The 24,869-nt window shown below is 67.1% G+C and carries 23 protein-coding genes; 11 read left to right on the plus strand and 12 right to left on the minus strand.

Features of this window, described 5'->3' with window-relative positions; translation table 11 throughout:
- Positions 1-39: 39 nt before the first annotated feature.
- The gene (locus ACWDPV_RS14335) at positions 40-519 is read right to left on the minus strand and encodes a MaoC family dehydratase (protein WP_449743521.1); all 480 of its coding nucleotides are present in this window, start codon (positions 517-519) and stop codon (positions 40-42) included.
- Between the two features lie 104 nt (positions 520-623).
- On the opposite strand from ACWDPV_RS14335, the gene ACWDPV_RS14340 reads away from it, so the two are divergent.
- The 10 genes from ACWDPV_RS14340 (at position 624) to ACWDPV_RS14385 (ending at position 11,867) form a co-directional block, all read left to right on the plus strand.
- Positions 624-1,406: an SDR family oxidoreductase gene (locus tag ACWDPV_RS14340; protein ID WP_449743522.1), complete on the plus strand. Its 783-nt coding sequence runs from the start codon at positions 624-626 to the stop codon at positions 1,404-1,406.
- Complete coding sequence (locus tag ACWDPV_RS14345) at positions 1,393-2,628, plus strand: acyl-CoA dehydrogenase family protein (protein ID WP_449743684.1); 1,236 nt, start codon at positions 1,393-1,395, stop codon at positions 2,626-2,628. The genes ACWDPV_RS14340 and ACWDPV_RS14345 overlap by 14 nt, the downstream gene beginning before the upstream one ends.
- Positions 2,625-3,734 (plus strand): acyl-CoA dehydrogenase family protein, encoded by a 1,110-nt coding sequence (locus tag ACWDPV_RS14350; RefSeq protein WP_449743523.1) that lies wholly within the window; start codon positions 2,625-2,627, stop codon positions 3,732-3,734. Before ACWDPV_RS14345 ends, ACWDPV_RS14350 begins: the two co-directional genes overlap by 4 nt.
- A 52-nt stretch (positions 3,735-3,786) precedes the next feature.
- Complete coding sequence (locus ACWDPV_RS14355; RefSeq protein WP_449743524.1) at positions 3,787-4,770, plus strand: NADPH:quinone oxidoreductase family protein; 984 nt, start codon at positions 3,787-3,789, stop codon at positions 4,768-4,770.
- Between the two features lie 41 nt (positions 4,771-4,811).
- Positions 4,812-5,486, plus strand: coding sequence for a TetR family transcriptional regulator (locus ACWDPV_RS14360; protein WP_449743525.1), 675 nt, complete (start codon positions 4,812-4,814; stop codon positions 5,484-5,486).
- A gap of 245 nt (positions 5,487-5,731) precedes the next feature.
- Positions 5,732-6,841: a dimethylsulfone monooxygenase SfnG gene (gene sfnG, locus ACWDPV_RS14365; RefSeq protein ID WP_449743526.1), complete on the plus strand. Its 1,110-nt coding sequence runs from the start codon at positions 5,732-5,734 to the stop codon at positions 6,839-6,841.
- Between the two features lie 7 nt (positions 6,842-6,848).
- On the plus strand, positions 6,849-8,108 hold the full coding sequence (locus ACWDPV_RS14370; RefSeq protein ID WP_449743527.1) for an SfnB family sulfur acquisition oxidoreductase: 1,260 nt from the start codon (positions 6,849-6,851) through the stop codon (positions 8,106-8,108).
- 129 nt (positions 8,109-8,237) lie between these two features.
- Positions 8,238-9,860 carry a protein kinase domain-containing protein gene (locus ACWDPV_RS14375; protein WP_449743528.1) on the plus strand — a complete coding sequence of 541 codons (1,623 nt, stop codon included), beginning with the start codon at positions 8,238-8,240 and terminating at the stop codon, positions 9,858-9,860.
- Positions 9,861-9,886: 26 nt separating this feature from the next.
- Complete coding sequence (locus ACWDPV_RS14380) at positions 9,887-10,771, plus strand: hypothetical protein (protein WP_449743685.1); 885 nt, start codon at positions 9,887-9,889, stop codon at positions 10,769-10,771.
- A gap of 250 nt (positions 10,772-11,021) precedes the next feature.
- Positions 11,022-11,867, plus strand: coding sequence for a hypothetical protein (locus ACWDPV_RS14385; RefSeq protein WP_449743686.1), 846 nt, complete (start codon positions 11,022-11,024; stop codon positions 11,865-11,867).
- Positions 11,868-11,891: 24 nt separating this feature from the next.
- Here the strand turns inward: ACWDPV_RS14385 and ACWDPV_RS14390 are convergent, their stop codons facing one another.
- The 5 genes from ACWDPV_RS14390 to ACWDPV_RS14410 all read right to left on the minus strand — a co-directional run bounded on the left by ACWDPV_RS14390 (position 11,892) and on the right by ACWDPV_RS14410 (position 17,709).
- Positions 11,892-13,478 (minus strand): YibE/F family protein, encoded by a 1,587-nt coding sequence (locus tag ACWDPV_RS14390; RefSeq protein WP_425476252.1) that lies wholly within the window; start codon positions 13,476-13,478, stop codon positions 11,892-11,894.
- A 79-nt stretch (positions 13,479-13,557) separates the two neighbouring features.
- On the minus strand, positions 13,558-14,499 hold the full coding sequence (locus tag ACWDPV_RS14395) for a MetQ/NlpA family ABC transporter substrate-binding protein (RefSeq protein WP_449743529.1): 942 nt from the start codon (positions 14,497-14,499) through the stop codon (positions 13,558-13,560).
- Positions 14,500-14,558: 59 nt separating this feature from the next.
- On the minus strand, positions 14,559-15,278 hold the full coding sequence (locus tag ACWDPV_RS14400; protein WP_449743530.1) for a methionine ABC transporter permease: 720 nt from the start codon (positions 15,276-15,278) through the stop codon (positions 14,559-14,561).
- Entirely contained in the window at positions 15,275-16,279 is a 1,005-nt protein-coding gene (locus ACWDPV_RS14405; RefSeq protein ID WP_449743531.1) for a methionine ABC transporter ATP-binding protein, read from the minus strand. The genes ACWDPV_RS14400 and ACWDPV_RS14405 overlap by 4 nt, the downstream gene beginning before the upstream one ends.
- Positions 16,276-17,709 (minus strand): LLM class flavin-dependent oxidoreductase, encoded by a 1,434-nt coding sequence (locus ACWDPV_RS14410; RefSeq protein WP_449743687.1) that lies wholly within the window; start codon positions 17,707-17,709, stop codon positions 16,276-16,278. The genes ACWDPV_RS14405 and ACWDPV_RS14410 overlap by 4 nt, the downstream gene beginning before the upstream one ends.
- 197 nt (positions 17,710-17,906) lie before the next feature.
- On the opposite strand from ACWDPV_RS14410, the gene ACWDPV_RS14415 reads away from it, so the two are divergent.
- The gene (locus ACWDPV_RS14415) at positions 17,907-18,416 is read left to right on the plus strand and encodes a mycothiol transferase (RefSeq protein WP_449743532.1); all 510 of its coding nucleotides are present in this window, start codon (positions 17,907-17,909) and stop codon (positions 18,414-18,416) included.
- A gap of 22 nt (positions 18,417-18,438) precedes the next feature.
- Here ACWDPV_RS14415 and ACWDPV_RS14420 read toward each other — a convergent pair whose 3' ends face one another.
- The 6 genes from ACWDPV_RS14420 to ACWDPV_RS14445 all read right to left on the minus strand — a co-directional run bounded on the left by ACWDPV_RS14420 (position 18,439) and on the right by ACWDPV_RS14445 (position 24,595).
- Positions 18,439-19,053, minus strand: a complete 615-nt coding sequence (locus tag ACWDPV_RS14420) for a response regulator transcription factor (RefSeq protein ID WP_348802836.1) — start codon at positions 19,051-19,053, stop codon at positions 18,439-18,441.
- The gene (locus ACWDPV_RS14425) at positions 19,050-20,153 is read right to left on the minus strand and encodes a sensor histidine kinase (protein WP_449743533.1); all 1,104 of its coding nucleotides are present in this window, start codon (positions 20,151-20,153) and stop codon (positions 19,050-19,052) included. The genes ACWDPV_RS14420 and ACWDPV_RS14425 overlap by 4 nt, the downstream gene beginning before the upstream one ends.
- 36 nt (positions 20,154-20,189) lie before the next feature.
- Complete coding sequence (locus ACWDPV_RS14430) at positions 20,190-20,996, minus strand: ABC transporter permease (protein ID WP_449743534.1); 807 nt, start codon at positions 20,994-20,996, stop codon at positions 20,190-20,192.
- A 63-nt stretch (positions 20,997-21,059) separates the two neighbouring features.
- Positions 21,060-21,965: an ABC transporter ATP-binding protein gene (locus ACWDPV_RS14435; protein ID WP_449743535.1), complete on the minus strand. Its 906-nt coding sequence runs from the start codon at positions 21,963-21,965 to the stop codon at positions 21,060-21,062.
- A 260-nt stretch (positions 21,966-22,225) separates the two neighbouring features.
- Complete coding sequence (locus tag ACWDPV_RS14440) at positions 22,226-22,645, minus strand: hypothetical protein (protein ID WP_449743536.1); 420 nt, start codon at positions 22,643-22,645, stop codon at positions 22,226-22,228.
- 78 nt (positions 22,646-22,723) lie between these two features.
- Positions 22,724-24,595, minus strand: a complete 1,872-nt coding sequence (locus ACWDPV_RS14445) for an amino acid transporter (RefSeq protein WP_449743688.1) — start codon at positions 24,593-24,595, stop codon at positions 22,724-22,726.
- Positions 24,596-24,869: the final 274 nt, after the last annotated feature.

Raw genomic sequence — 24,869 nt, forward strand, 5'->3', positions numbered from 1 at the left:
ATTGGCGAGATCAGAATTGGTGAATCGTACTGGCGGCCATCAGGAATCGGCGGCGACGACCCGGCCGAGAGACTCGGCCACCATCACCGGCTTGTCCGATCCCTCGCACTCGAGGATCTGCGAGGTGACCACTTGAATCCCGCCGGTAACCTCGTCGGCCGAGATAACCGACACCCGCATGCGTACGCGAGAACCCACCGGCACGGGTGCCGGAAAGCGAACCTTGTTGTAGCCGTAGTTCAATGAATGCGCAAAGCCGTCGAACCGCAGCAGTTGCCCTGACAGATGCGGGCCGAGCGACAGGGACAGCAAGCCGTGGGCGATGGTCGTTCCGAGTGGACTCCCCGCGGCGCGGGCCGGATCGATGTGAATCCACTGATGGTCATCGGTGGCGTCGGCAAACGCGTTCACCCGGTTCTGACTCACCTCGTACCACGGTGTGGGTCCCAGTTCGACGCCGATCAGTGATCGCAGGTCGGCGGCGTTGGCGGGCCGGACGGGCAGTGTGAGTGCGGGCATGGACGCCTCCTGTGTGGGTGTGGGGATGCCATGAGTTGAACTTGATTCCGACTTCAACTATAGATGATGGAGAGACCCAGGTCACTGTTGAAAGGTGAAAGTGCATGTCGCTCGCAGATCTGACAGGCCGGACCGCGGTGGTCACCGGCGCGTCGCGCGGGATCGGATTCGCCGCCGCCACAGCTTTGGCCGCGGCGGGTGCCAATGTTGTGGTGACGTCCCGAAAGGCCGACGCGGCTGAGGCCGCCGCGCGGGAGATCGGACCGGACGTGCTCGGCATCGGTGCGCACGCGGCCGAGGAGGACCAGGCCCGCGCGTGTATCGAGAAGACAATCGAGTGCTTTGGCTCCGTTGACATCCTGGTCAACAACGCGGGAAGCAACCCCGCGTACGGGCCGCTGATCGCACAGGACCACGCGCGGTTCGCCAAGATCATGGACGTCAATGTCTGGGGCCCACTGATGTGGACGGCCATCGCCGTCGAGAAGTGGATGGGGGAGCATGGCGGCTCGGTGATCAACACCGCCTCCATCGGCGGTCTCGGTCACGAGCCGATGATCGGGCTCTACAACACGACCAAAGCCGCTCTGATCTATGCGACCAAACAACTGGCACTGGAACTCTCACCTCGAGTCCGGGTCAACGCCGTCGCACCGGGCGTTGTGCGCACCCGCCTGGCCGAGGCGCTCTGGAAGGAGCATGAGGCCCAGGTGGCCGACGCGACTGCTCTCGGCCGCATCGGTGAACCCGACGACATCGCCTCCGCCATCACCTATCTCGCCTCCGATGTGGCGTCCTGGATGACCGGCGAAATCATGATCGTCGACGGGGGTCAGCATCTCGGGGATGCCGCGCCGTATCGATCCGACGCCCTTGCCGCACACTGACAACCGCTGCACGACATCAGGAGACCTCGTGGACCAGTCTGCCGAAGCGGTCGAGACCGAACTGCGCACCCGGGTGATGGAACTCCTCGACACGCACGACCCGGCCACCACGCCGGCAGCCGACTTCCTGGGTGCGCGATTCGACGCCGGGCTGGCCTGGGTGCACTTTCCGAAAGGGCACGGCGGTCTGGGTATTGCGCAGAGCCACCAGGCGCAGGTCGACGCCGCCGTGGATGCGGCCGGTGCACCGGGACCTGCCAAGGCGCGCAACGGGATCGGACTGGGAATGGCCGCGCCGACCATCGCCGCGCTCGGCACCGAGGAACAACGCGCCAGGTTCCTGCGTCCGCTCTACACCGGTGAACACATCTACTGTCAACTCTTCAGCGAACCCGGTGCCGGGTCCGACCTCGCCGCGGTCGCCACGCGCGCCGTCCGGGACGGAGACGAGTGGATCGTCAACGGGCAGAAGGTCTGGACTTCCGGCGCGCACAACGCCCAGCGCGCCATACTGGTGGCACGCACCGACCCGTCGGCGCCCAAACATGCCGGGCTGACCTACTTCATCGTCGACATGGCCGACCCCGGTATCGAGATCCGGCCGCTGCGTCAGATCACCGGCGAAGCCGAGTTCAACGAGGTGTTCCTCACCGACGTTCGCATCCCGGACGCCAACCGCATCAGCGACGTCGGTAACGGTTGGCGGGTGGCCACCACGACGCTCAACAACGAGCGCGTCGCCATCGGTTCGGGTGCGCCACGCGAAGGCGGCATGATCGGCAAGCTCACTGACCGCTGGCGTGTCGACCCCGATGTCCGCGATCCGTCGAAACTCGACACCCTGATGCGCCTCTGGGTCGATGCCGAGGTCACCCGACTCACCGGTGAACGACTCCGCGGTCAACTCGCAGCGGGTCAACCCGGACCCGAGGGATCGGCGATGAAGCTGGCCTTTGCCCGTCAGGCCCAACAGATCTCGGGCTTCGATCTCGAGATCTCCGGTGCCGCCGGCCTGCGCTACGACGACTGGTCACTGCGCCGACCCGAGAGCGTGGACTTCACCGGTCGTGACGCCGGTTACCGCTACTTGCGCGCCAAGGGTAATTCGATCGAGGGCGGAACCTCGGAGATCCTGCGCAACGTCGTCGCCGAGCGCGTACTGGGTCTGCCCCCCGAACACCGCGTCGACAAAGACGTCGCCTGGAAGGACCTGCCGCGATGATCGCCCAGCCTGCCGCAGCCGATCTCGACTACTCCGACACCGAAGTCGCGCTGCGAGATTCGGTGCGTCGGCTGTTCGCCGACCGTCTCCCGACCGACGTCGTGATGGGCTCCTATGACAACCCGGCGCCCGACGTCAGCGGAGTGTGGAAGACCCTCGCCGTCGACCTCGGGCTCGCCGGCATCCTCGTTCCGGAAACCCTCGGCGGCGCAGGGGCATCCGCGCGCGAGGCGGCCGTCGTCTGCGAGGAGATCGGCCGAGCCGTCGCTCCGGTGCCCTACCTCTCGTCGGCGGTACTGGCGACACTGGCACTGCTCACTGCCGGTGACACCGACACCGTTGCGCGACTCGCGGAGGGTGCGATCACCGCGGCCCTCGTGGTGCCGTTCTCGGCGGCGTACGTCGACCCGGTGGTGAGCACGCACGACGGCACCGTGTCCGGGCGCGTCGACACCGTCACCGGTGCCGCGGAGGCCGACATCCTGGTGATCCCGGCAACCGGCGATGCCGGCACCGAACTGCATGTGGTGGAGACGAATTCGCCCGGTGTGCAGGTACGTCCGGTCCTCGCCCTCGACATGACCCGTCCGCTGGCGGATGTGGAGTTCACCGCCGCCCCCTCCCGGCGCGTCGACACACGCGATCCCGATCATGCGCTCCGCACCGCAATGCGGACGGCCTCGGCGTTGCTGGCCTCCGAACAGTTGGGGGTCGCCCAGTGGTGCTTCGACACCACGCTGGCATATGTGAAGGATCGCAGGCAGTTCGGCCGTCAGATAGGCTCCTACCAGGCGATCAAGCACCGAATGGCCGATCTGTGGCTGGAGGTCAGCTCGGCGGGTGCCGCGGCCCGCTACGCCGCCGACACCATTGCCCGCGCCGACGACGACGCCGGAATCGCCGCGCATGTCGCGGCGTCATACTGCGGCGATACCGCGGTCAGGGCCGCCGAGGAATGTGTGCAACTGCATGGCGGGATCGGCATGACGTGGGAGTACCCCGCGCACCTGTACCTCAAGCGCGCGAAGGCCGATCAGATCGCACTCGGCGACGGCTACTGGCATCGGGCCCGCCTTGCCGAACTCGTCGGCCTGCCCCCGAACTGACCCGGCACCACGAATAACAGATCCACGCACCACCTTTCGAGGAGACACCCTGATGAAGAGCTGGCGAGTACACCACCTCGGCGAACCCGCCGACGTCCTGCGTCTCGATGAGATCGATGAACCCACGCCCGGACCCGGCCAGGTGAAGGTGAAGATCCTTGCCGCACCGGCCAACTTCCCCGACGTGCTGCTGTGTCGAGGCGAGTACCAGATCAAGCCGCCGTTGCCGATCACACCGGGTGTCGAATTGTGCGGTGAGGTCGTCGAGATCGGCGACGACGTCACCCGCGCGGTCGTCGGAGACCGCGTCGTCGGCACGCCGATCTTGCCTGGCGGCGCCTTCGCCGAATACGCGCTGATGCAGCAGAGATCGGTCTTCGCCGCGCCCGGTGCGCTCGACGACGCGGAGGCCGCAGCTCTGACCATCGGCTACCAGACCGCCTGGTTTGCCCTGCACCGCCGCACCCAGATCTCGGCCGGCGATGTCCTGCTGGTACATGCCGCGGCCGGTGGCGTGGGCAGTGCCGCCGTCCAACTCGGCAAGGCGGCCGGAGCCCGCGTCGTCGGAGTGGTGGGCGACGACCGGAAGGAGCAGTACGTCCGTGAACTGGGTGCCGACCTCGTCGTCAACCGGCGTACCGAGGACTTCGTCGCCGCGGTCAAGGAATTCACCGATGGACACGGCGCCGACATCGTCTTCGACCCCGTCGGCGGCGACGCATACGCGGGCTCGACGAAGTGCATCGCATTCGAGGGCCGGATCGTCGTGATCGGATTCGCCGGCGGCACCATTCCGCAACCGGCGCTCAATCACGCGCTGATCAAGAACTACTCGATCGTCGGGCTGCATTGGGGGCTCTATCAGACCAAGAATCCGGAGGTCATCGACGATTGCCATGCCGAGCTACTGCGACTGGCCGACAAGGGCCTGGTCACACCGCTGATCTCGGAGCGACTCGCGTTCACCGATGTGGCCGATGGTCTGAGTCGACTCGGTGCGGGCACCACCGTCGGACGCCTGGTCTTCCTGCCCTGAGCTGCTCCGGGCGCCGGCACGCGCCGCGATAGACTCACCCGGTGACCCGAACCCGACGTACTTCGACGCGCGCCGCGCGGGATTCGGACACCGAGAGCCGCGCCGACAAAAAGAACCGGACACGGCAGGCGCTGCTCGACACCACCCTGGAGCTGGTGAGTGAACGTAGCTTCGCCACCATCAGCCTGCGTGAGGTCGCCCGAGGCGCCGGTATCGTGCCGACCGCGTTCTATCGGCACTTCGCCTCGATGGAGGATCTCGGCGTCACCCTGGTCGAGGACTCGATGCGTATCCTGCGCCGAACCCTGCGGGAGGGCAGGCGTGACCTCGCGGCGCGGCAGGCGTTGCCGACCGCACAGAATTCACTGGCCATACTGCTGCGGCACGTCCATGACAACGAGACCGCGTTCCGCTTCCTGGTCCGGGAGCAGCACGGCGGTGTCGCCGAGATCCGTCGCGCCATCGACACCGAGTTGCGGCTCTTCTCCAAGGAACTGGCCATCGATTTGTCGCGGCTACCCGATCTCGCGCAGTGGCAGCCGCAGGACCTCGAACTGGCCGCCGAACTCATCGTCACGATCATGCTCACCGCCGTCGCCGACCTGCTTGACGGTGATCGCCGCGGACGCGACGCCGAACAGGAGATCGTCACTCGCACCGAACGGCAACTGGTGATGGTCTTTCTCGGCATGGGGCGTTGGCGCCCGGAACAATGATTGTGCGTTGGCGCCCGGAACAATGATTGTGCGTTGGCGCCCGGAACAATGATTGTGCGTTGGCGCCCGGAACCACGATGGGGGTGTCCGGACAGGACAGCGGCACACCGCAACTGACCGGACATGGGTTGGGCTCACCGCGATTTCAACGGTGGGCAACCGGTGTCGTCAGGGGCCAAGATGGCCGACGTTGCCGTGCACCACGGTGCACGCTCGCGTCCGAGCAGTCTGAGTCAGGAGACCCCGTGTCCACCGAAAACATCGCCGATGAGGTCAAGTTCGCCTACTGGGTACCCAACGTGTCCGGTGGTCTGGTGACCAGCGACATCGAGCAGCGCACCAGCTGGGATTACGAGTACAACGTCAAGCTGGCGCAAACCGCGGAGAACAACGGGTTCGAATACGCCCTGTCCCAGGTCCGGTATGAGGCGTCCTACGGTGCCGAGTTCCAGCACGAGTCCACCAGTTTCAGTCTCGCGCTGCTGCTGGCGACGCAGAAGCTCAAACTGATTGCCGCGGTTCACCCAGGTCTGTGGCATCCGGCGGTGCTCGCGAAGTTCGGTGCCACCGCCGACATCCTGTCCGGTGGCCGATTCTCCATCAACGTCGTCAGCGGCTGGTTCAAGGATGAGTTCATCCACCTCGGTGAACAGTGGCTCGAGCACGACGAACGGTACCGTCGCAGTGGCGAATTCCTCGAGGTGATCCGCAAGCTCTGGACCGAGGACAACGTCGACTACCGTGGCGACTTCTACCGCATCCACGACTTCACCTTGAAGCCCAAGCCGCGCAACACCCCGCAGCGTCCCAATCCCGAACTGTTCCAAGGGGGTAACTCCACCGCCGCCCGCAACAACGGCGGGCGCTTCGCCGACTGGTACTTCTCCAATGGCAAAGATTTCGACGGTGTCACCGAACAACTCGGTGATCTGCGTGCGGTCGCCCGCGCCCACGATCGTGAGGTCCGGTTCGGTCTCAATGGCTTCATCATCGCCCGCGACACCGAGGCCGAGGCACGTGACACCCTCCGCGAGATCGTCGAGAAGGCGAATCGTCCTGCGGTGGAGGGCTTCCGCTCGGCCGTGCAACAGGCAGGAAACGCCACCGGAGACAAGAAGGGGATGTGGGCCGACTCGTCGTTCGAGGATCTCGTCCAGTACAACGACGGTTTCCGCACTCAGCTGATCGGCACGCCCGAGCAGATCGCGGAGCGGATCGTGGCCTACAAGCGTCTCGGCGTCGACCTGATCCTCGGCGGTTTCCTGCACTTCCAGGAGGAGATCGAGTACTTTGGCGAGCGTGTCCTCCCGCTCGTCCGCGAACTCGAAGCCGCCGAGCGATCCGCGGCGGTCTGAGGACGCGATGAGCATCACCCAAGCGGGTACGGACCGCGTCGATCGTGGTGCGGCCCGACTGGAATCGGCGGCGCAGGCCCGCGCGGCCGCGGTCCGGCTGGCGGAGCGTTTCGCGGTGGGTGCCGCGGCCCGCGATCTCGACCGACGTCTGCCGTATGCGGAGATCGACGAGTTGTCCACGAGCGGGCTGCTCGCGATCACCGTTCCGGCGTCCTTCGGCGGGCCCGACCTCGCTCCCAGCGTGGTGGCCGACGTCACCCGAATCACCGCGGCCGCCGATCCCAACATCGCCCAGATTCCGCACAGTCACTTCGTGTACCTGAATCTGCTGCGGCTTGCCGCCCCAGAAGAATTGGCGCGCAGGCAATTCGGCGAGGTACTCCGGGGTGGCAGGGTGGCCAACGCGCAGTCGGAAAAGGGTGGCAAGACCATCGCCGACATCTCCACCACCTTGACCACGGTCGGAACGGACCGCTTCCGGCTCGACGGGGAGAAGTTCTACGCCACCGGGTCGTTGTTCGCCGACACCCTCGCCGTGCTCGCCCGCCACCCGGGTGACGATGCCCTGCCGGCCGGTGAGTACATCGCGTTCGTCCCGTCCGACGCGCCGGGTGTGGAGCTCGTCGACGACTGGAATGCGTTGGGACAGCGCACCACCGGTTCGGGAACGGTCCGATTCGTCGACGTCGCCGTGGGCCGGGGTGACCTGGTGACCCGCGCCGACGCCGTCTCCCGGCCGACGGGGTATGGCGCGTTCGCCCAACTCCTGCATGTCGCCATCGACGTCGGCATTGCCCGAGGTGCCCTGGACGAGGCGGTGCGCTTCGTCAACACCTCCTCCCGGCCATGGTTCGAGGCGGGTGTCGATCGGGCCGTCGACGACGAGTTGCTGGTGCAGCGTTTCGGTGAACTGGCGGTCGAATTGATCACGGCGGAGGCCACTCTCGCCGCGGCCGGCCGGGCGCTCGACCGTGCCACGGGATTCCTCGCCGACGAGTCCGGCGCCGAGGATCCTCTCGGTACCGTCGCCGACGCCTCGATCGCGGTCGCGGCTGCGAAGGTCGTCGCCGACCGGGTGTCGAACGAGTTGGGCTCCGCGCTGTTCGAGGTGAGTGGAACGCGCAGCGCGGCGGCCGGCAGCGGTTTGGACCGGTTCTGGCGCAACGCGCGGACACACACCTTGCACGATCCGGTGCGCTGGAAGCTTCAGCACATCGGGCGTCATGTCCTGCGAAACGAGGACCCGCCGATCCACGGGGTGATCTGAGCCCATCGGCGGTGCGGCGTTACCGATGTCGTCCGCCGAGACGACACCGTCGGCGTATCCGCGCTGACCAGGGAGACGACGCCCGAAGAGCGGGAGAGAGATGTCCGACTCCACGGTTATGCTCGCACCATGTCATCGAGCCGCGTGAGTTCCCAGTTCGGGCCGTACCGCCTGGACGAGCTGCTGGGTCGGGGCGGAATGGGCGAGGTCTATCGCGCGTATGACACCGTCAAGGACCGTGAGGTCGCGCTCAAACTCCTGAACCCGGGGCTCGCCGACGACGAGGTGTATCAGCAACGGTTTCGTCGCGAGTCGCATGCCGCCGCGCGGCTCGGGGAACCCCATGTCATCCCGATCCACGACTGGGGCGAGATCGACGGGGTGCTGTTCATCGACATGCGCCTGGTCGAAGGGGAGGATCTGCGCGGACTGCTGCGCCGCGAGCATGCGATCGCACCGGAGCGGGCGGTCACCATCATCGAGCAGGTCGCCTCGGCGCTCGACGCGGCCCACGCCGACGGCCTCGTCCACCGCGACATCAAACCCGAGAACGTGTTGATCGGGCAGAACGATTTCGCCTATCTCGTGGATTTCGGCATCGCGCACGGTGCCGACGACACGCATCTGACCCAGGCGGGCACCGCGATCGGCTCGATCGCCTACATGGCGCCGGAGTTGTTCGACGCTGTGCCGGTGAGCGCGTCCAGCGATATCTATGCGCTGACGTGCGTGTTGTTCGAATGCCTGACCGGCCGGGTGCCGCATCCGGCCGACACGATCAGCTCCGCCATCAAGGCCGCGGTGATGTCGCCGCCGCCGGCGCCGAGCAGCGTCAACGCCGACGTCCCGCCGGCGATGGATGCGGTCATCGGCATCGGACTCGACCCCGACCCGGCACGACGCTTCGGCACGGCCAAGGATCTGGCCCGTGCGGCCCGTGCCGCGTTGATCGGAGAATCGCCGACGACGATCGTGCCGGCGTCCGGTGCGCGTCCCGATCTGCTGAAGAAGGCCCCGCCGACCACCATCGCACCGGCCGCCGACGACGAGGCGTACCGGGCGACGGCGCTGCGACCATCGGGACCGCACGTGTACCCGGGAGCGGCCGCGGCGGGGGCGGCCGGCACCGCCAATCTCTCTGGGCCGCAGGGCTATTCGGGGCCCCAGAACTATTCGGGACCGCAGAACTATTCGGGACCGCAGAGCTACTCCGGACCCCAGAATTTGTCCGGCCCGCAGGTGGTCGGTGCCCCACCGCCCGGATATCCGGGCGGCTACGGCGCACCGCCCTACGGTCAGCCTGGCTACCCGCCCCCGCAGGAGCGTGATCGGTCGTTGGTGGGCGTGCTCGTCGGTGTCCTCGCACTGCTGGTGATCGGCCTGCTCATCGGTGGCGCGTTCTGGCTGTTCGGCTCGTCCTCGTCGGATTCCACCGCGGACGGTCCTGCGACGACGACGATCACCCAGGCCCCACCGGTTACCCAGGTGCCCGCAACGACCGCGACGCCGAGTTTCCCGGCGAACGCCGTTCCGTGCGACGGCACGTCGGCCATCGGGTCGTCGGTCACCAGTTGTCCGTTCGCTCAGGCAGTGCGCGACGCCTACAACACGAGTGGCACCTACGGCCAACCTCGCACCGTCGTGGCGTACAGTCCGGTTACCGGACAGGCGTATTCGATGGCCTGTCAACCCGACGGTTCCGCGGTGACCTGCACCGGCGGTAACAATGCCGTCGTGTACGTGTTGCCGTGAGGGGAGTTGATGCGGTGCGTCGCCGGATGATCGTGGGGATCGCTGTCGCAGTGGCCGCGGTGGTGTCGACCGGGTGCGCGACGTCGGATTCGGCCGGTCCGCAATCCACCGTCACCGTGTACGCCTCACCGTCGTCGTCCTCGACCAGTTCGTCTGCCTATGCGTCGTCACCGTCGTCGGTCACCCCGGCGTCCAATCAGGCACTGGCGGCGAGTTTCCGGCGGGTGGCCTCGGGTACCGGGCTGACGGTTGGTGTCGCCGTCGCCCCGGTGGGTGGCCCGTCGCGACCCACGATCACACTCGGGGATCTGACGCCCGGCGTGGCGTGGTCCACGATCAAGGTGCCACTCGCCGTCGCCGCGGAACGCGAGAACGGGGAGAGTGCGTCGGAGGCCAACGCCATCATCAACTCCGACAATGCCTCAGCGGAAGCGCTGTGGGCTTCGTTGGGCAGCAACGAGGAGGCCTCCCGCAAGGTCACCGCGGTGTTGCGTGAGGGCGGCAACCCCAACGTCGTGGTGCCGTCGGTGCAGCAGCGCGCCGGGTTCACCATCTTCGGCCAGACCGCGTGGACGTTGCCGGCCGCGGCGACGTTTGTCGGGCACCTGCCGTGTATGCAGGGAACCGAACACGTCGTGTCCCTGATGGGACAGGTCGCGGGCAACCAGCAATGGGGCGTCGAGGTCATGAGGTTGCCGAAAGCGACTGCGGTGAAAGGTGGTTGGGGCCCGGGCGTCGATGGGGCCTACCTGGTGCGGCAGATCGGCCTGGTCACCTATCGCAGCGGGGAGCAGAGCGCGGTGGCCATGAGCGCCGTCGGGGGGTCGATGTCCGGCGGGATCGCGGCGCTCAACGCGGTCGGCAACTGGCTCAATGCCAACATCGCCGCGCTCCCGCGGGGTCGGTGCTGACGCCGGTCGGGACACCCGGCACGGCGAATCCGGCGTAGTGAATCCGACATGGCGGACACGCGGATCACGACTCGCGCACGGTGCGGTCTCGGTTCGACGATCGGGCGCCTCCCGGTTGGTTGAGGTGTTCAACCGCCCATAGGCTCATTCTGTTGCTGATGTGACGGAGGAGGCTTAAGTGGCTGGAGTGAAGAGGGTGCTGGTGGCGACGGTGCTTGCCCTGGTGTTCGCGGTCGTGGTGCCGGCGGCCATGGCGGCGGCAGCGCCGGCACCGGCGCTGCCCGCCCTGCCGCCGCTGCCCGAGCCGCTGCGCACCTGGCTCGCGCCGGCGGTACCTCCGCAGCAGGCGCTGTCGAAGACCTTCACGCCCTTTCAGAAGTCGCTCGCGAAGAGTCTGCCGGGCAGTATCGGCATCTCCATCGTGCCGGTGGGCTCGGACGCCGCGATCTCGTTGGGGACGTTCACCACCGGTCGCGCCTGGTCGACCCTCAAGGTACCGGTAGCGCTGGCCGCCGAGCGTCGCCTCGGCTCCGCGGTCGTCGGCTCGGAGACCAAGGCGATCACCGTGTCCGACAACGATGCCGCCGAAGACCTCTGGGGTGCACTCGGAGGTGGACAGTCCTCCGTGGACGCGGTGACCACGGTGCTGCGCGAAGGCCACGATATGCGCACCCATGTCAGTTCCGAACTCGATGCGCCCCCGTCCTTTCCGGGTTACAGCATGTGGGCCCTGGCCGATCAGGCCCGTTTCGGCGCGCACCTCCCGTGCATGCCGGGAACCGACAGCATCCTGCGCCTGATGAGTGCGGTGGGCCCCAATCAGCGCTGGGGCGTGGCCAACCTCGGGCGCACCAACCGCGCGGTGACCTCGACCGCGGTGAAGGGCGGATGGGGACCGGGCACCGGGACGTCGTCGGCCTTCCTGGTCCGCCAGCTTGGCCTGGTGACCACACGATCGGGCCAGTTCGCCGTGTCGATCGCGGCGGTGCCACGCAGCGGACGATTCGAGGACGGCACCGCGATGCTCACCCGGATCGGCGATTGGGTGGGGCGCAATCTGTCGTCGGTGCCGACCGGTCGGTGCGGACTGCTCTGAAACTCGTCGTCGCCGACGTCGCGGTCAGCCGTCCGGCATCGAATGTCGGCCACGCGCCGGTGGATTCGGCGGACGGGTCGTCGGTGGTGTGGGCGGACGGGTCGTCGGTGGTGTGGGCGGCGGTGATGGTTGTTGCGGTGGTGATGGTCGTGACGACGGTGGTGGCACCTCATCGGGTTCGAGATCGATGATCGGGCGGCGCGCGGTTGTCGGCGCCGAGCGTGCCGGTTCGGGATCGCCCGCGGCCGACGAGGTCGACTTCGACGGCTCCGCGACGGTTCCCGCTCCGGACGGGCGGGTGAGTGCCGCGGCGATCGCGGTGGTCAACGGAACCGAGAGCGCGATCGCGATGCCCCCGACGAAGGAGCGTGCCAGTTCCACGGCGACGGTGTCGGTGGTGATCATCGAGCCGAACGGCTGCTGGGCCACCGAGAACAGCAACAGCAGCGGGAGAGCGCTGCCGGCGTAGGCGAACACCAGGGTGTAGACGGTGCTGGCGATGTGGTCGCGGCCCACCCGCATGGCCGCCCGGAACGTGGCCAGCCGGGTCGGTTCCCCGGCGCCGGCCAGTTCGAAGGCGGCCGACGCCTGCGTGATGGTGACGTCGTTGAGGACGCCGAGCGTGCCGATGATGAAGCCCGCCAACAACAATCCGCTGACCGAGATGGTGCCCTGATACACCTGCAGGCTCGTCGTCTGGTCACCGGACAGACCGCTCAACTGCATCGTCTCGATCGCCAGCCAGCTCAGCACACCCGCCAGCACCATCGACGTCAACGTACCCAACAGCGCCGACGAGGTGCGCAGGCTGACCCCGTGTGCGAGGTAGAGCACGACGAACAGGATGGCCGCCGAGCTGACCACCGCGACCGCGACCGGTGACTCTCCGTCGAGGATCGCGGGCAGTGTGAAGAATCCGAGCACCAGGAACGCGAAGGCCAGACCGATCAGTGAACGCAGTCCCCGCCAGGCGGCCACCAGGATGATCGCCGCCGCGAACAGCAGGGCCCACACGATGGTGGAGGTGGTGCGGTTGAAGTCGAAGAAGGAGTACCGCGGTTGCCCGTCGGGCCCGGCCACCGTGCTCAACCGGATGGAATCGCCGACATGCAACGTCGGTTGGCCCGCCTGCGGGTCGTCCGGATGGCCCAGGGTCTGCGACGACGAGTCCGGGCTCGTCCCCGCCTGTGCGGCGTTGGTCGGCACCTCGAGCAGGGTGTACTTGCCGTCGTGCTCGCCCGAGGTGATGCGTACGGTGAATTCGAGGCACGGCCCGCTGCCCTCGCCGGAGATCGGGATGTCGGCGGTGTCGTTGATGGCTCCGACCATCTGGTTGAGGCACTCACCCCGGGTCTGACTGATGATCTCGCCGTCGACCGCGTGGATCGCGGTGCCGTCGGGCCCACGGAACTGGGCGGGGACCGGATGATCTCCATAGGACGGCCGTAGGAGGAATCCGCAGACGATCACGGCGAGACCCGCGACGATCAGCAATCCGATGACGAGGCGTTTGGCCAGCGGTGACAGGACGACCTCGATGTCGGACAGGTGGTGTGAGTGCCCGTGGCCCGCGCCGTGTCCGATCCGGCGGTCACCGTGCTTCCTACCAATCACTCCGACACCATAGGCCGAGGCGGTCCGGGGCGGCGGAGAACACGCGCCGCCACCGGACCGCCTCGGGCGAACCCGCTCAGAGCGGCAACAGGATGTTCTTCACCGCGGGGTCGGTGGCCAGGTACTGCTGCACGGCCGGGTCCTTGAACGCCGCCACCAACTTCTTGATGTTCTCGGAATCACGCCACTTGCTTCCGATGGTCAACTGCCCGGCGAACTCGTCCGGCGCCGGCGGGGCGAAGATCTGCTTGGAGAGGTCGACGCCGGCCGCGAGGTAGTACTCGGTGTAGCCGACGGTGGCGTCGAGATCGGGCAACGCCCGGGACTGCGCGGCGAAGTCGAGCAGGGTGAACTGCAGATTCCGCGGATTCGACGCGATGTCGTCCTGGGTGGCGGTCCACTTGTCCACGCCCGGCTTGAGGGTGATCAGGCCGGCGCGTTCGAGCAGCCACAATCCCTGCGCCTCGTTGGCGGGGTCTGAGTAGAGCGACACCTTCGCGTTCTGCGGCAGATCGGTCGGTGAGGCGTACTTGTCCGACCAGATGCCGAAGCCCCACCGGAAGACCGGTGTCGCCGCCTCTTCCTGGAAGTCCGGATTGGCCGCGAGCACCTGCGAGAGCCACAGTTTGTGCTGATAGATCGTGCCCGCGACCTCACCGTCGCTGACGGCCCGGTTGAGGGTGGTGGAGTCGGCGAGTCCGCGGAAGGCCACGGTGATGCCGTAGCGGGGTGCGACCTTTGTGGCGACGAAATTGACCAGGGCCTGTTCGCTGGCGTTGCCCTCGGCGGTGACGACCGTCAGTGTCGCGCCCGGGGTGTCGTTGGGTGAGGCCTCGTCGGAGCCGGCGAATCGCCAGGCGATCACCGCGGCGAGAACGATCACCACGACCGCCGCGGCACCGGCGATCAAGGGCCAGCGACGGCGGGAACGCAATTGGATGCCGTTGTGGTCGCCGGAGTCCGGGGTGTCCGATCCGGGACTGGGGGCGCCGGGTGTCGAATCGGTGGTCGCAGACATGGGGGTAGCGCCTTTCGTGGATGGAGAAGGTGGTGAGAGTGGTTGTGTGAAAAAGTGATTCAGCGTCGCGTGGCGAGTTTGCGCTCAGGTGTGAGGTGGCGCACGAGGGCGTCGCCACCGACCTGGATGAGCGCGACGGTGACGACCAGCGCGATGATGGTCGCGATCATCACGCCGTGGTCGAAACGCTGATAGCCGTAGGTGACGGCGATGTAGCCGAGGCCGCCGGCGCCGATGGTGCCGGCGATCGTCGAGTACTCGATCATCGCGATGGTGTTGATCGTCAGACCGCCGATGATGTTCGGCAGTGCCTCGGGAATCTGTGCAGACCAGATGATCTGGGCGTTCGACCCACCGGATGCCTTGGCCACCTCGACCACCGAGGTGGGCACCGCCCGCAGGGAGTTCTCGACGATGCGGGTGAAGAACGCGATGCCGGCGATCGACATCGGTACCACCGCCGCGGCGATGCCGATGTTGGTGCCGGTGATGAAACGGGTGAACGGAATGATCGCCGTCATCAACACCAGGAACGGCAGTGACCGCCCGACACTGATGACCCACGACAGGGGCGTGTGCAAGGAACGGCGTTCGAACAGACCGCCCGGGGCGAGATTGTGGATCAGGGCACCCAGCGGCACGCCGACGATCAGCACGATGACCATCACGATGCTCACCATCATGACGGTGTCGACGAAGGCCGGTATCAGCAGCGACGGGATCTCGTTGACCGGCACGGTGATCGAAGCGAGAATGTGGGTGTCACTCGGCGCGCTCATGCGGCGACCTCGCGTGCGGCCTGCGCGGTGGGTCGTGCGGTCACGCCGAGTTCGTTTGCGGTGACGACGAATTCGTCGACGGAGCTCGCGTTGACGGACACGGTGAGTTCACCCACGGGGACACCGTCGACACTCTGGACGTTGGCGCCGAGGATGCCCACCGGAGCGCCGATGCGCGTCGTCACCCGGGTGATCCAGTCCGACGGAACCGCCGCCGAGTGGTAGGTGACCACCACCGCGACCTCGCCGGCGGCGGCCGGAGCAGGAATTCCGTGGGGTCGAAGTGATTGTCCCAGAGAAGAATCGGGGCTCAGGGCAAGATCGACCACCGATCCCTGTTCGACGATGGTGCCATGATCGAGGCGACCCACCCGATCGGCGATCCGGGTGATCAGATCCATCTCATGGGTGATGAACACGACGGCCAGACCCAGGTCGTCGCGGACGTCGGCGAGCAGGTCGAGGAAGGACTCGGTGGCCACCGGGTCGAGTCCGGAGGTGGCCTCATCCGACAGCAGCACCGAGGGTTTGAGTGCCAAGGCGCGTGCGATGCCGACGCGTTGACGCTGGCCGCCGGAGAGCTGATGCGGATACAGATTCGCGCGGTCCGCCATGCCCACCCGGTCGAGGAGCTCGGCGACCCGGGAGCGCGTCGCGGCCTTCGTGGCACCGAGATACTCCAAGGGCAGGGCGACGTTCTCGGCGGCGGTGCGGCGCGAGAGCAGGCTCGAGGACTGGAAGACGGTGCCGATCCGCCGACGTGCCGCCCGCAACGCCGCGGAGTCGAGGTGTGCGAGGTTCTCACCGTTGACGATCACCTCGCCCGAGGTGGGGCGCTGCAACAGATTCAGGCACTGGGCCAGGGTGCTCTTGCCGGCGCCGGACGGGCCGACCACGGCGAACACCTCGCCACCGGCCACGGTGAACGAGACATCGTCGAGAACCGTCGACGGTCCCGACGGGGTGTCGAAGACCTTGGTGAGATGCGAGACGACGATCATCGGCGTACCCCCGGCGCGACGAGCCGACCGTTGGCGCCGATCTCACGAATGGAGTCGTCGATCGTCGAGGCCGGTCCACCGACCCGGAACGATGCCCCACGATGATTGTCGGGGAGCAGGTCACCGCGGCCGAAGAGCTTGTGCCGCAACGTACCCGGGACGTAGTCGCGGTGATACAGTCCGCGGCGTTCCAACGCGGGAACGACGTGGTTGATGACATCGGCGAAGGTACCGGGGGTGACAGCGTAGGCGAGGTTGAAGCCGTCGACGTCGGTGTCGGTGACCCAGCTCTCAAGTGCCTCGGCGACCTCGTCGCCGGAACCGATGAGCACTGGTCCCATCCCGCCGATGCCGCCCCAGGCGGCGATGTCTCGCACCGTCCATTCGTCGCCCGACTCGGAGGCCTGCTGGAAGGCCGCCACCGCGGACTGGATGGCGTTGCTCTCGACATTGCCGATCGGTTCGTCGAGGTCATAGGACGCGAGGTCGATCCCCATCCATCCGGACATGAACACCAGCGACCCCTCCGCGCTGGCGTGGCGCTGATAGTCGGCGGCCTTGGCGCGGGCGGCCTCGGGAGTGGAGTCGGTGATGATGGTCAGCAGGGTGTAGATGCGGGCGTCGTAGGGGCCCCGGCCGGCCGCCACCAGTTCATCGCGGATCTTCGAGACCGTCTCGCGCAAAATGGCTTTGGTGGGTGCGGCGACGAAGATGGCTTCGGCGTTCTGGGCGGCGAAGCGTCGCCCGCGCGGCGATGCCCCGGCCTGGTAGATCACCGGCGAGCCCTGCGGCGACGGCTCGGACAGGTGAATCCCCGGAACCGTGAAATGCTCACCGCGGTGACCGATGTGGTGCACCTTCTCCGGATCCGCGAAGACGCCGGCCGCGCGGTCGCGGCGCACGGCGTCACGTTCCCACGAACCCTCCCACAGCTTGTAGAGCACGGTCAGGTACTCGTCGGCGTGGTCGTAGCGGCTGTCGTGGGCGAGCTGGTCATCGTCGCCCATGTTCCGGGCGGCGGAGGGCAGGTAGCCGGTGACCACATTCCAGCCGATGCGTCCCCTGGTCAGGTGATCGAGCGTCGAGAGGCGCCGCGCGAACGGATATGGATGCTCGAAGCCGGTGCCCGTGGTGATGCCGAAGCCGAGGTGTTCGGTCGCGTGGGCCATCGCCGACACGAGCAGCAGCGGGTCGTTGACCGGGATCTGGGCGCCCTGCCGGATGGCGGCCTCATCGGTGCCCGCGTACACGTCGTAGGTGCCGAGGACGTCGGCGATGAACAGGCCGTCGAAACCGCCGGTTTCCAGCAATCGCGCCAGGTCGACCCAGTAGTCGAGGGTGTTGTAGTCCCACGAACGGTCGGCGGGGTGGCGCCACAGCCCCGGTGACTGGTGGGCAACGCAGTTCATGTCGAAGGCGTTGAACCGGATGGGTCGGTGCGCCGGGACGAATCCAGGCGGGGTGGGTACAGATGCAGAGGGTACAGATGCAGAGGGCACAGAGTCAGACACCCCGTCATGGTTGACGGGCGCGGACGTGCAGGCCAGGGTTGCGCGCGCGGCGAAGAAAATCTTTGCATCCGGGCGGATACATGCAGTTGTGGTGATACGGGAGTAGGTGTGGACATATGAAATCCACCGAAATCCTCGCCGACGGATTCGCTCGCGTCCGGGAGAACGTCCACGCCGTACTCGACGATATCGAGGAGCAGCGACTCACCTATCAGCCCGCCGACGGTGCCAACACCATCGCGTGGCTCATCTGGCATCTGGCCCGGGTGCAGGACGCGCAGATCGCCGATGTCGCCGGTACCGACCAGGTGTGGACCTCCGACGGCTGGTTCGACCGGTTCGCGTTGCCGTTCGAGCCGTCGGCCAGTGGGTACGGGCAGAGCGCCGCCGACGTGATCCGGGTGGTCGGACCGGCGGAGTTGCTGGTGGGTTACTACGATGCGGCCCATCAGGTCACCGTGGACTATCTGGCCGGCCTCGATGACGACGACCTCGACCGCGTCATCGACACGCGGTGGGATCCGCCGGTCACGCTGGGTGTGCGATTGGTGAGCATCCTCGACGACGACGCCCAGCACGTCGGCCAGGCCGCATATCTGCGGGGTCTCGACGTCGACTTCGACTGAGCGGCAGTCGATTCGGCCGGCATCAGATCCAGCCGCGCTCGCGGGCGACGTGCGCCGCCTCGGCGCGGGTGGCGGTGCCGGTCTTCCCGATCGCCGATGACAGATGATTGCGGACCGTCCCGGCCGACAGGTGGACCTCGGCGGCGATGGCGGCCACCGTCGCGCCCGTCAGGGCGGCCCGCAACACCTCGGATTCGCGTGGGGTGAGTGGATTGTCGCCGCTGGTGAGGCTTTCGGTGGCCAGCATCGGGTCGATCACTCGTAGGCCGGCGTGTACACGGCGGACCGCATCGCCCAATTCGGCTGCCGGGGTGTCCTTCACGACGAATCCCGATGCCCCGGCCTCGATGGCGCGCCGCAGATATCCGGGTCGGCCGAAGGTGGTGACGATCAGGCAGTGGACGTCGGGTAGTTCGGCGTGTACCGCGGCCGCCGCGTCGATTCCGTCGATTCCCGGCATCTCGATGTCGAGTAGGCAGACCTGTGCGCCGGAATCGCGTGCCGCAGCGACGACTTCGTCCCCTCGACCGACCTGGGCCACCACATCGAGGTCGGGTTCGAGGTCGAGGAGTGCGGCGAGTGCTCCACGCACCAAGGCCTGATCGTCGGCGAGGAGCAACCGGATCGGGCCACTCATGTCCTCACCGCCGTCACCGCCGTCACCGCCGTGCCGTCGGCGTCGGAGGTGACGCTCAGGGTCCCGCCCGCGGACTCGACCCGTTCGGTCAATCCGCGCAGCCCGTTGCCGAATCCGGATGCGCCCATTCCGGAACCGTTGTCCCGCACAGTGATCGAGGTGTCATCGATCACGACGACGCAGCGGGAGGCGCCGCTGTGGCGGACCACGTTGGTGACGGCCTCGCGCAGAACCCACGCGAACAGCGAGCTGTTGGGGGTGTGGATGTCGGGACCGGGTAGGTCGGCGGTGATCCCGGCTGCGAGCAAGGCGCTTTCGGCGCCGGCGATGGCGCTGGGCAGATCCGGGGTGCGCAACTGTCCGACGGTGGAGCGGACCTCGGCGAGGGCGTCCCGGGCGAGTTGATTCACTTCGGACATCTCGGCTTTCGCGCGTTGGGGATCGAGGTCGATGAGGCGACCGGCGAGTTCGGTCTTGATGGTGATCACGGTCAGTGAATGGCCGAGAATGTCGTGGACGTCGCGTGCGACGCGTTCACGTTCGGCGACGGCGGCCAGTTCGGCGTCGAGTTCGCGACGGCGTTCTTCGGCGCGTTCCCGTTCGTTCTCGCGCATCGCGATGGTGCGAAAGCCCAGCATGGTGAAGCCCACCGCGACGAGGACGACGACCAGGCCGAGGTCCTGCTCCCAGCCGGCGATGGCCGGGATGGCCAGGGCGCACACGACGACACCGCAGATGGTGGTCGCTGCCCAGCCGTACGGAAAGGTGAACGCCGCCACCACCATCAGGAATGGTGCTGTGCCGAATGCACCCTCGCCGATGATCGGGAGCAGGCCGATCGTGAGGAGCGCCAGCACCCCGAAGACCGGTACCCCGCGGCGATCCGGCCCGGTGCGGCCCGACAGCACGTAGACGCTGGCCAGCAGGTAGACGAGCGCGAAAGCCCCCACGAGGGCGTAGCCGATCGCCTTGACCGGCGCGGAGTGGTCCGAGCCGATCACCGCGCCGAGCGGATAGCCGAGGAACAGCATCCAGATGGCGACGAACGCCCAGCGCATGTTGCGCCAGGGCGTTCGCCACGCGGGGTGGATGTCGGTCATTGTGTGGGCCGTTTCTGCGGTGTTCTGCGTTGCTCGTCACTGACGAGTTGTACTGCGACTGTAGAAGACTGCGGCGGTCGAAGCGAAGACCACGCCCCACACGATCAGGTTGGCGCACGCGACCCACAGCGGGATGTGAGTGCCGTAGACGGTCACCCCGTGGTCGAGCGGGTAGCGGGCGAGGGTGACGACGCCGAACATCGGGGTGAACTGCGCGATGGTGAGCATCACGCCCTTGAGTGGGACGAACACGTTGCCCGCGAACGCGAGCAGGGCCAGGATGCCGCCCATGACCTGCATGGCACCGTCGGAGTGCATCAGGCTGCCGACGGCCAGCCCGAAGGCGGCGAACACCGACGCGCCGATCCAGCCGAGGAGCAGGCAGGCGATCCAGATCCCGACGGGTGCATGCGCCCCGGTGGCGACACCGGCAACGGTGAGGACCAGGATCGGCAGCGCGCCGATCGCGAGTGCGACGCCGACCTTGGTGCCGACATATCCGGACGGCCGCAGGGGCGTCATCATCAGCGTGCGGGTCCAGCCGGCCTGCTGTTCGATCGCCACGGATGCGGCGTTGGAGGCCGCGGCGAGGATGGCGCCGTACACGGCCATGCCGATGAGGACATAGAACGCGACGTTGCCGGAACCGACGGTGTCGTCGGTGTTCTGGGTGGCGCCGAACACCAGGTAGAGCAGCGCGGGCATCGCGACGGTGAAGATCATCGCGCGTCGGTTGCGCAGAACCCGGCGGATGTCGAGTCGCAGGTAGGTGGTCGAGGGGATGAGGCTGGTGAGGCTCGTCGAGCGTTGCTCGGCGGGCTGACCGATCGTGGCGGTGGTCATGGTGTGTCCTTCGAGTGTGGTTGAACTGCGGATCGGGCGGAATGCAGTCAGGCGGAGTGTGGATCAGGCTGCCGAGGTGAGTGCGACGAAGGCGTCTTCGAGGTTGTGCGTGGCGATCTCGACCTCACGTGCGTGGGTCGAAGTGAGTAGGCATCGGGCCAACGCGTCGGAGTCGGCCGCGGACAGATAGGTTCGTCCGCCGCGTCGTTCGGTGACCTCGAGGTCGACGATCACTCTCGCCACTGTTGCCAGCTCGGCGTCGTCGACGATGGCCGACACGATGCGCCGGCTTGCGATGTTGCGGATCTCGGCGGTCGATCCGTCGGCGACGATCCGGCCCTGGGCGATCATGATGATGCGGTCGGCGAAGTCGTCGGCCTCGTCGAGGTAGTGGGTGGCGAACACGACGGTCCGGCCATGGGTGGCGTCGGTGCGCATCGCGGCCCAGAAGGAGCGGCGGGATTCGACGTCCATACCTGCGGTCGGTTCGTCGAGCACGATGAGGTCCGGGTCGGGGAGCGTGGCGAGCGCGAACTTGAGGCGCTGCTGTTCGCCACCGGAGCACCGGGATACCTTGCGGCCGGCGAGGTGGGCGATGTCGGCGCGCGACATCGCCGATTCGACGTCGCCGCTGCGGCCGTGCAGTGCCGCCACGATGCGCATCGTCTCCTCGACGGTGAAATCGGGCAGCAGGCCACCGCTTTGCAGGACCGCGGCGATCCGGCCGCCACGCGCGGCGCTTCTGGCGGTCTGGCCGTAGACGGCCACAGATCCCGAATCGGGTTGGGACAGACCCAGGATCATGTCGATGGTGGTGGTCTTGCCCGCACCGTTGGGGCCGAGGAAGGCCACCACCTCGCCGGGGCGGATGGTGAGGTCGAGGCCGTCGACGGCGGTGACGCGGTTGCCGTGTGGGCCGCGGAACGACTTGCGAAGGCTCTGGGTGTGGATCGCGGGTGCTGTGGTCATGCATCTCACGATGCCCGTTGCGGGGTCGGCGCACCCAGAGCAGATGTCATCAATGGCCCATGACGTTTGTCATGGGCTCGGCGGCACTGACCGCGCTCACCTCGTCGTTGACGGCGCTCTGGGTCTCACTGACGGCGCTCTGGACTCCGCTGTGAACGTGGGTGAGAGCGCTGTGAACGTGGGTGAGAGCGCTGTCAACGTCGGACAGAGCGCCGTCAGCGGAGGGAGGTGAACTGTGAATCCTGCTGTCGTGCAGAGGTTTACCGCCAGCATCCCTGCAGGGTCTGGAAGTCGCCGGCGAAGGCGGGGCCGGTTCCGGTGCAGGTGGGTCCGGTGACGCCGTTGACGGTCACCGATGCTCCCGGGCCGGCGATACCGATCGCGAGACCGGGGCGCACGCCGGTCATGGTCACCGAGGCGTTCGGGCCGACGGCGATCGCGGCCGGACCGGCGAGGTTGGTGGCGGACGACGTGGCGTTACCCCCGTCGACGGAGATCGCCAAGCTGAGGCCGTTGTCGGTCGCCGCCGCCGAACATCCTGGGGCGGTGGCAGTTTGGCCGGGCAACGCGGGACAGATCGATGGCGCCGCAGCGGCGTCGGGGGCGGAAGCGAACGCGATGGCTCCGGCTCCGGCGGTGGCGATGGCGAATCCGAGTGCGAGACGGGTGGACTTGTGCATGTCGACTCCTGGTGGTCCTCGATGGTGTGGACACTCAGGGGTTCGAGACCGGTGCTGCGGCGGATTGCCGACGACACGTCATCCGACGTGCACGGAGGGCCGTTTGGCGGTGTCCGGCTCGGCCCGGCGCACCACCTCGCGGGTCACCGCCGCCACCTCGCCCTCGCCGATGAACAGGAAGCGAAGCAGGTTCACCAGCGGATTCGCCTCGCTCCATTCGAAATACACATTCGGCACGATGTCGGTCCAATCGCGGATGGCGAACAACACCGACGCGATGGTGTTCGGTACCGCGGCGGAATCGACCCAGAGGATGCGGAACCCGCCCTCGTGATAGCGCCCGTGGATCTCGAGATCGGTGCTGAATTCCGACGAGTCGGTCACGTTGACCTCGAGGAAGACAATCTGCTCGGCGTCGGGGATGTGGCTTTCGGCGCGTTGCTGGATCTCCTTGTCGTGGTACTCGGCCTCCGACCGCTCCTCCGGGTCGTGGGTGACGATGTGAATCTGCCCGAAGTCGGCTGCGGCGTCGATGATGCGTTGTGCGGTGTCGTCGAAGGTGATCTCGCCGCTGCGCAGTTCGAAGGAGCGGTTGATCCGGGAGGCGAAGGAGACGATGAGGATCGCCACGATGAAGAAGGCCGCGACCTGCACGCCCTCCGGCCGTTCGATGATGTTGGCAACGGTGGTGTACGCGAAGATGATCGAGATGGCGGCGAAGGCCATCGTCGCAACGGTGCGTCGTCGTTTACGCACCGACAGCGTCACCGCGACCGCCGCCGACGTCATCAACACGAGCACGCCGGTGGCGTATGCCGCGCCCTGGGCGTCGACGGAGGCGCGGAAGTGCACGGTCACCCCGGCCGCGATGAGGATGAACACCACCACGAGTGGGCGGGCCGCGCGCGCCCAGTCCGGCGCCATGCCGTAGCGGGGGAGGTAGCGCGGCACCAGGTTGAGGAGTCCGGCCATCGCCGAGGCGCCGGCGAACCACAGGATCAGGATGGTGCTGATGTCGTAGACGGTGCCGAAGCCGTTGCCGAGGTAGTCGTGGGCGAGGAAGGCCAGGGCGCGACCGTTGGCGGGCCCGCCGGGCTGGAACTCGTCCTCCGGTATCAGGATCGTGCACACGAGGCTGCTGGTGATCAGCAGGACGCTCATGATGACCGCGGAGGTGGTCAGCAGCTTTCGGGCCCCGGCGATGCGGATCGCGGGATGATCGGGCGGGTCGTCGTCGGAGCCGTCGATCTGCGGCATCACCGCCACACCCGTCTCGAAGCCCGACAATCCGAGTGCCAGCTTGGGAAACACCAGCAGCGCGACGGCCACGATCATCCACGGGCTGCCGTGTTCGACCGTCATGGCGTGACGCCAGTCGACCATCACGTGCGGGGTGGTGGCCAGGTGCCATAGGCCGTCGGCGATGACGACGACGTTGAGTGTCAGATACACCGCGACGAGTCCCACCGCCACGGTGATGGCCTCGGTGAATCCGCGGAGGAAGATCGCGGCCAGCAGCGCCAGGAACACCAGGGTGATGGCCACGTTGTGGCCCTCGAAAAACGACGGTATGAACGGATTCTCGATGAAGTGTGCGGTGGCGTCAGCCGCCGACAATGTCATCGTGATCAGGAAGTCGGTGGCCGCGAAACCCAAGAGCACCAGGACGAGTATCTTGCCGCCCCAGCGCGGTAGCAGGTGCTCGAGCATCGCGATTGAGCCCTCACCGCGATGGGAGCGCCGCGCAATGTAACGGTAGACCGGGAGCGCCCCGAAGAGTGTGAGAGCGACCAGCACGATGGTGGCCAACGGTGCGATGGTCCCGGCCGCCAGGACGGCGATACCCGGTTGATAGCCCAGCGTGGAGAAGTAGTCGACGCCCGTCAGGCACATCACCTTCCACCACGGATGGGTGTGGGATTCCTCGCTGGGGATACGGTGCGGTCCCATCAGTCCCGCGGGCTCGGGGCTGATGTCGGAGAGGAACCACCGACGAACCGGTGGGGGTATCACGGGGAAAGGCACCCGCTGACTGTAATCGCGCGAACGACACACAGCCATCGGATACCGAATCATCCGAATTGTCCGAGATTGCCGTCACCGTACCGCGGACAAACCGAACAACACTGGTACACAACGGCTTTCATGGACATCGAATTCTTCCGACGACCGGCCAACGGTCATCTGCACGCCATCTGAGTGCCACCGGCCGGTCGCCGTGGGC

The organism is Gordonia sp. NPDC003504 (genome assembly GCF_053587995.1).

Bases quoted from the DNA above. Each gene is read 5' to 3' on its own strand.
- ACWDPV_RS14430 (WP_449743534.1), bottom strand. From the start codon at position 20,996: ATGACCACCGCCACGATCGGTCAGCCCGCCGAGCAACGCTCGACGAGC.
- ACWDPV_RS14440 (WP_449743536.1), bottom strand. From the start codon at position 22,645: ATGCACAAGTCCACCCGTCTCGCACTCGGATTCGCCATCGCCACCGCC.
- ACWDPV_RS14420 (WP_348802836.1), bottom strand. From the start codon at position 19,053: ATGAGTGGCCCGATCCGGTTGCTCCTCGCCGACGATCAGGCCTTGGTG.
- ACWDPV_RS14405 (WP_449743531.1), bottom strand. From the start codon at position 16,279: ATGATCGTCGTCTCGCATCTCACCAAGGTCTTCGACACCCCGTCGGGA.
- ACWDPV_RS14375 (WP_449743528.1), top strand. From the start codon at position 8,238: ATGTCATCGAGCCGCGTGAGTTCCCAGTTCGGGCCGTACCGCCTGGAC.
- ACWDPV_RS14385 (WP_449743686.1), top strand. From the start codon at position 11,022: ATGGCGGCGGCAGCGCCGGCACCGGCGCTGCCCGCCCTGCCGCCGCTG.
- ACWDPV_RS14435 (WP_449743535.1), bottom strand. From the start codon at position 21,965: ATGACCACAGCACCCGCGATCCACACCCAGAGCCTTCGCAAGTCGTTC.
- ACWDPV_RS14380 (WP_449743685.1), top strand. From the start codon at position 9,887: ATGATCGTGGGGATCGCTGTCGCAGTGGCCGCGGTGGTGTCGACCGGG.
- ACWDPV_RS14350 (WP_449743523.1), top strand. From the start codon at position 2,625: ATGATCGCCCAGCCTGCCGCAGCCGATCTCGACTACTCCGACACCGAA.
- ACWDPV_RS14425 (WP_449743533.1), bottom strand. From the start codon at position 20,153: ATGACCGACATCCACCCCGCGTGGCGAACGCCCTGGCGCAACATGCGC.
- ACWDPV_RS14395 (WP_449743529.1), bottom strand. From the start codon at position 14,499: ATGTCTGCGACCACCGATTCGACACCCGGCGCCCCCAGTCCCGGATCG.
- ACWDPV_RS14355 (WP_449743524.1), top strand. From the start codon at position 3,787: ATGAAGAGCTGGCGAGTACACCACCTCGGCGAACCCGCCGACGTCCTG.
- ACWDPV_RS14415 (WP_449743532.1), top strand. From the start codon at position 17,907: ATGAAATCCACCGAAATCCTCGCCGACGGATTCGCTCGCGTCCGGGAG.
- ACWDPV_RS14370 (WP_449743527.1), top strand. From the start codon at position 6,849: ATGAGCATCACCCAAGCGGGTACGGACCGCGTCGATCGTGGTGCGGCC.
- ACWDPV_RS14340 (WP_449743522.1), top strand. From the start codon at position 624: ATGTCGCTCGCAGATCTGACAGGCCGGACCGCGGTGGTCACCGGCGCG.
- ACWDPV_RS14400 (WP_449743530.1), bottom strand. From the start codon at position 15,278: ATGAGCGCGCCGAGTGACACCCACATTCTCGCTTCGATCACCGTGCCG.
- ACWDPV_RS14335 (WP_449743521.1), bottom strand. From the start codon at position 519: ATGCCCGCACTCACACTGCCCGTCCGGCCCGCCAACGCCGCCGACCTG.
- ACWDPV_RS14445 (WP_449743688.1), bottom strand. From the start codon at position 24,595: ATGGGACCGCACCGTATCCCCAGCGAGGAATCCCACACCCATCCGTGG.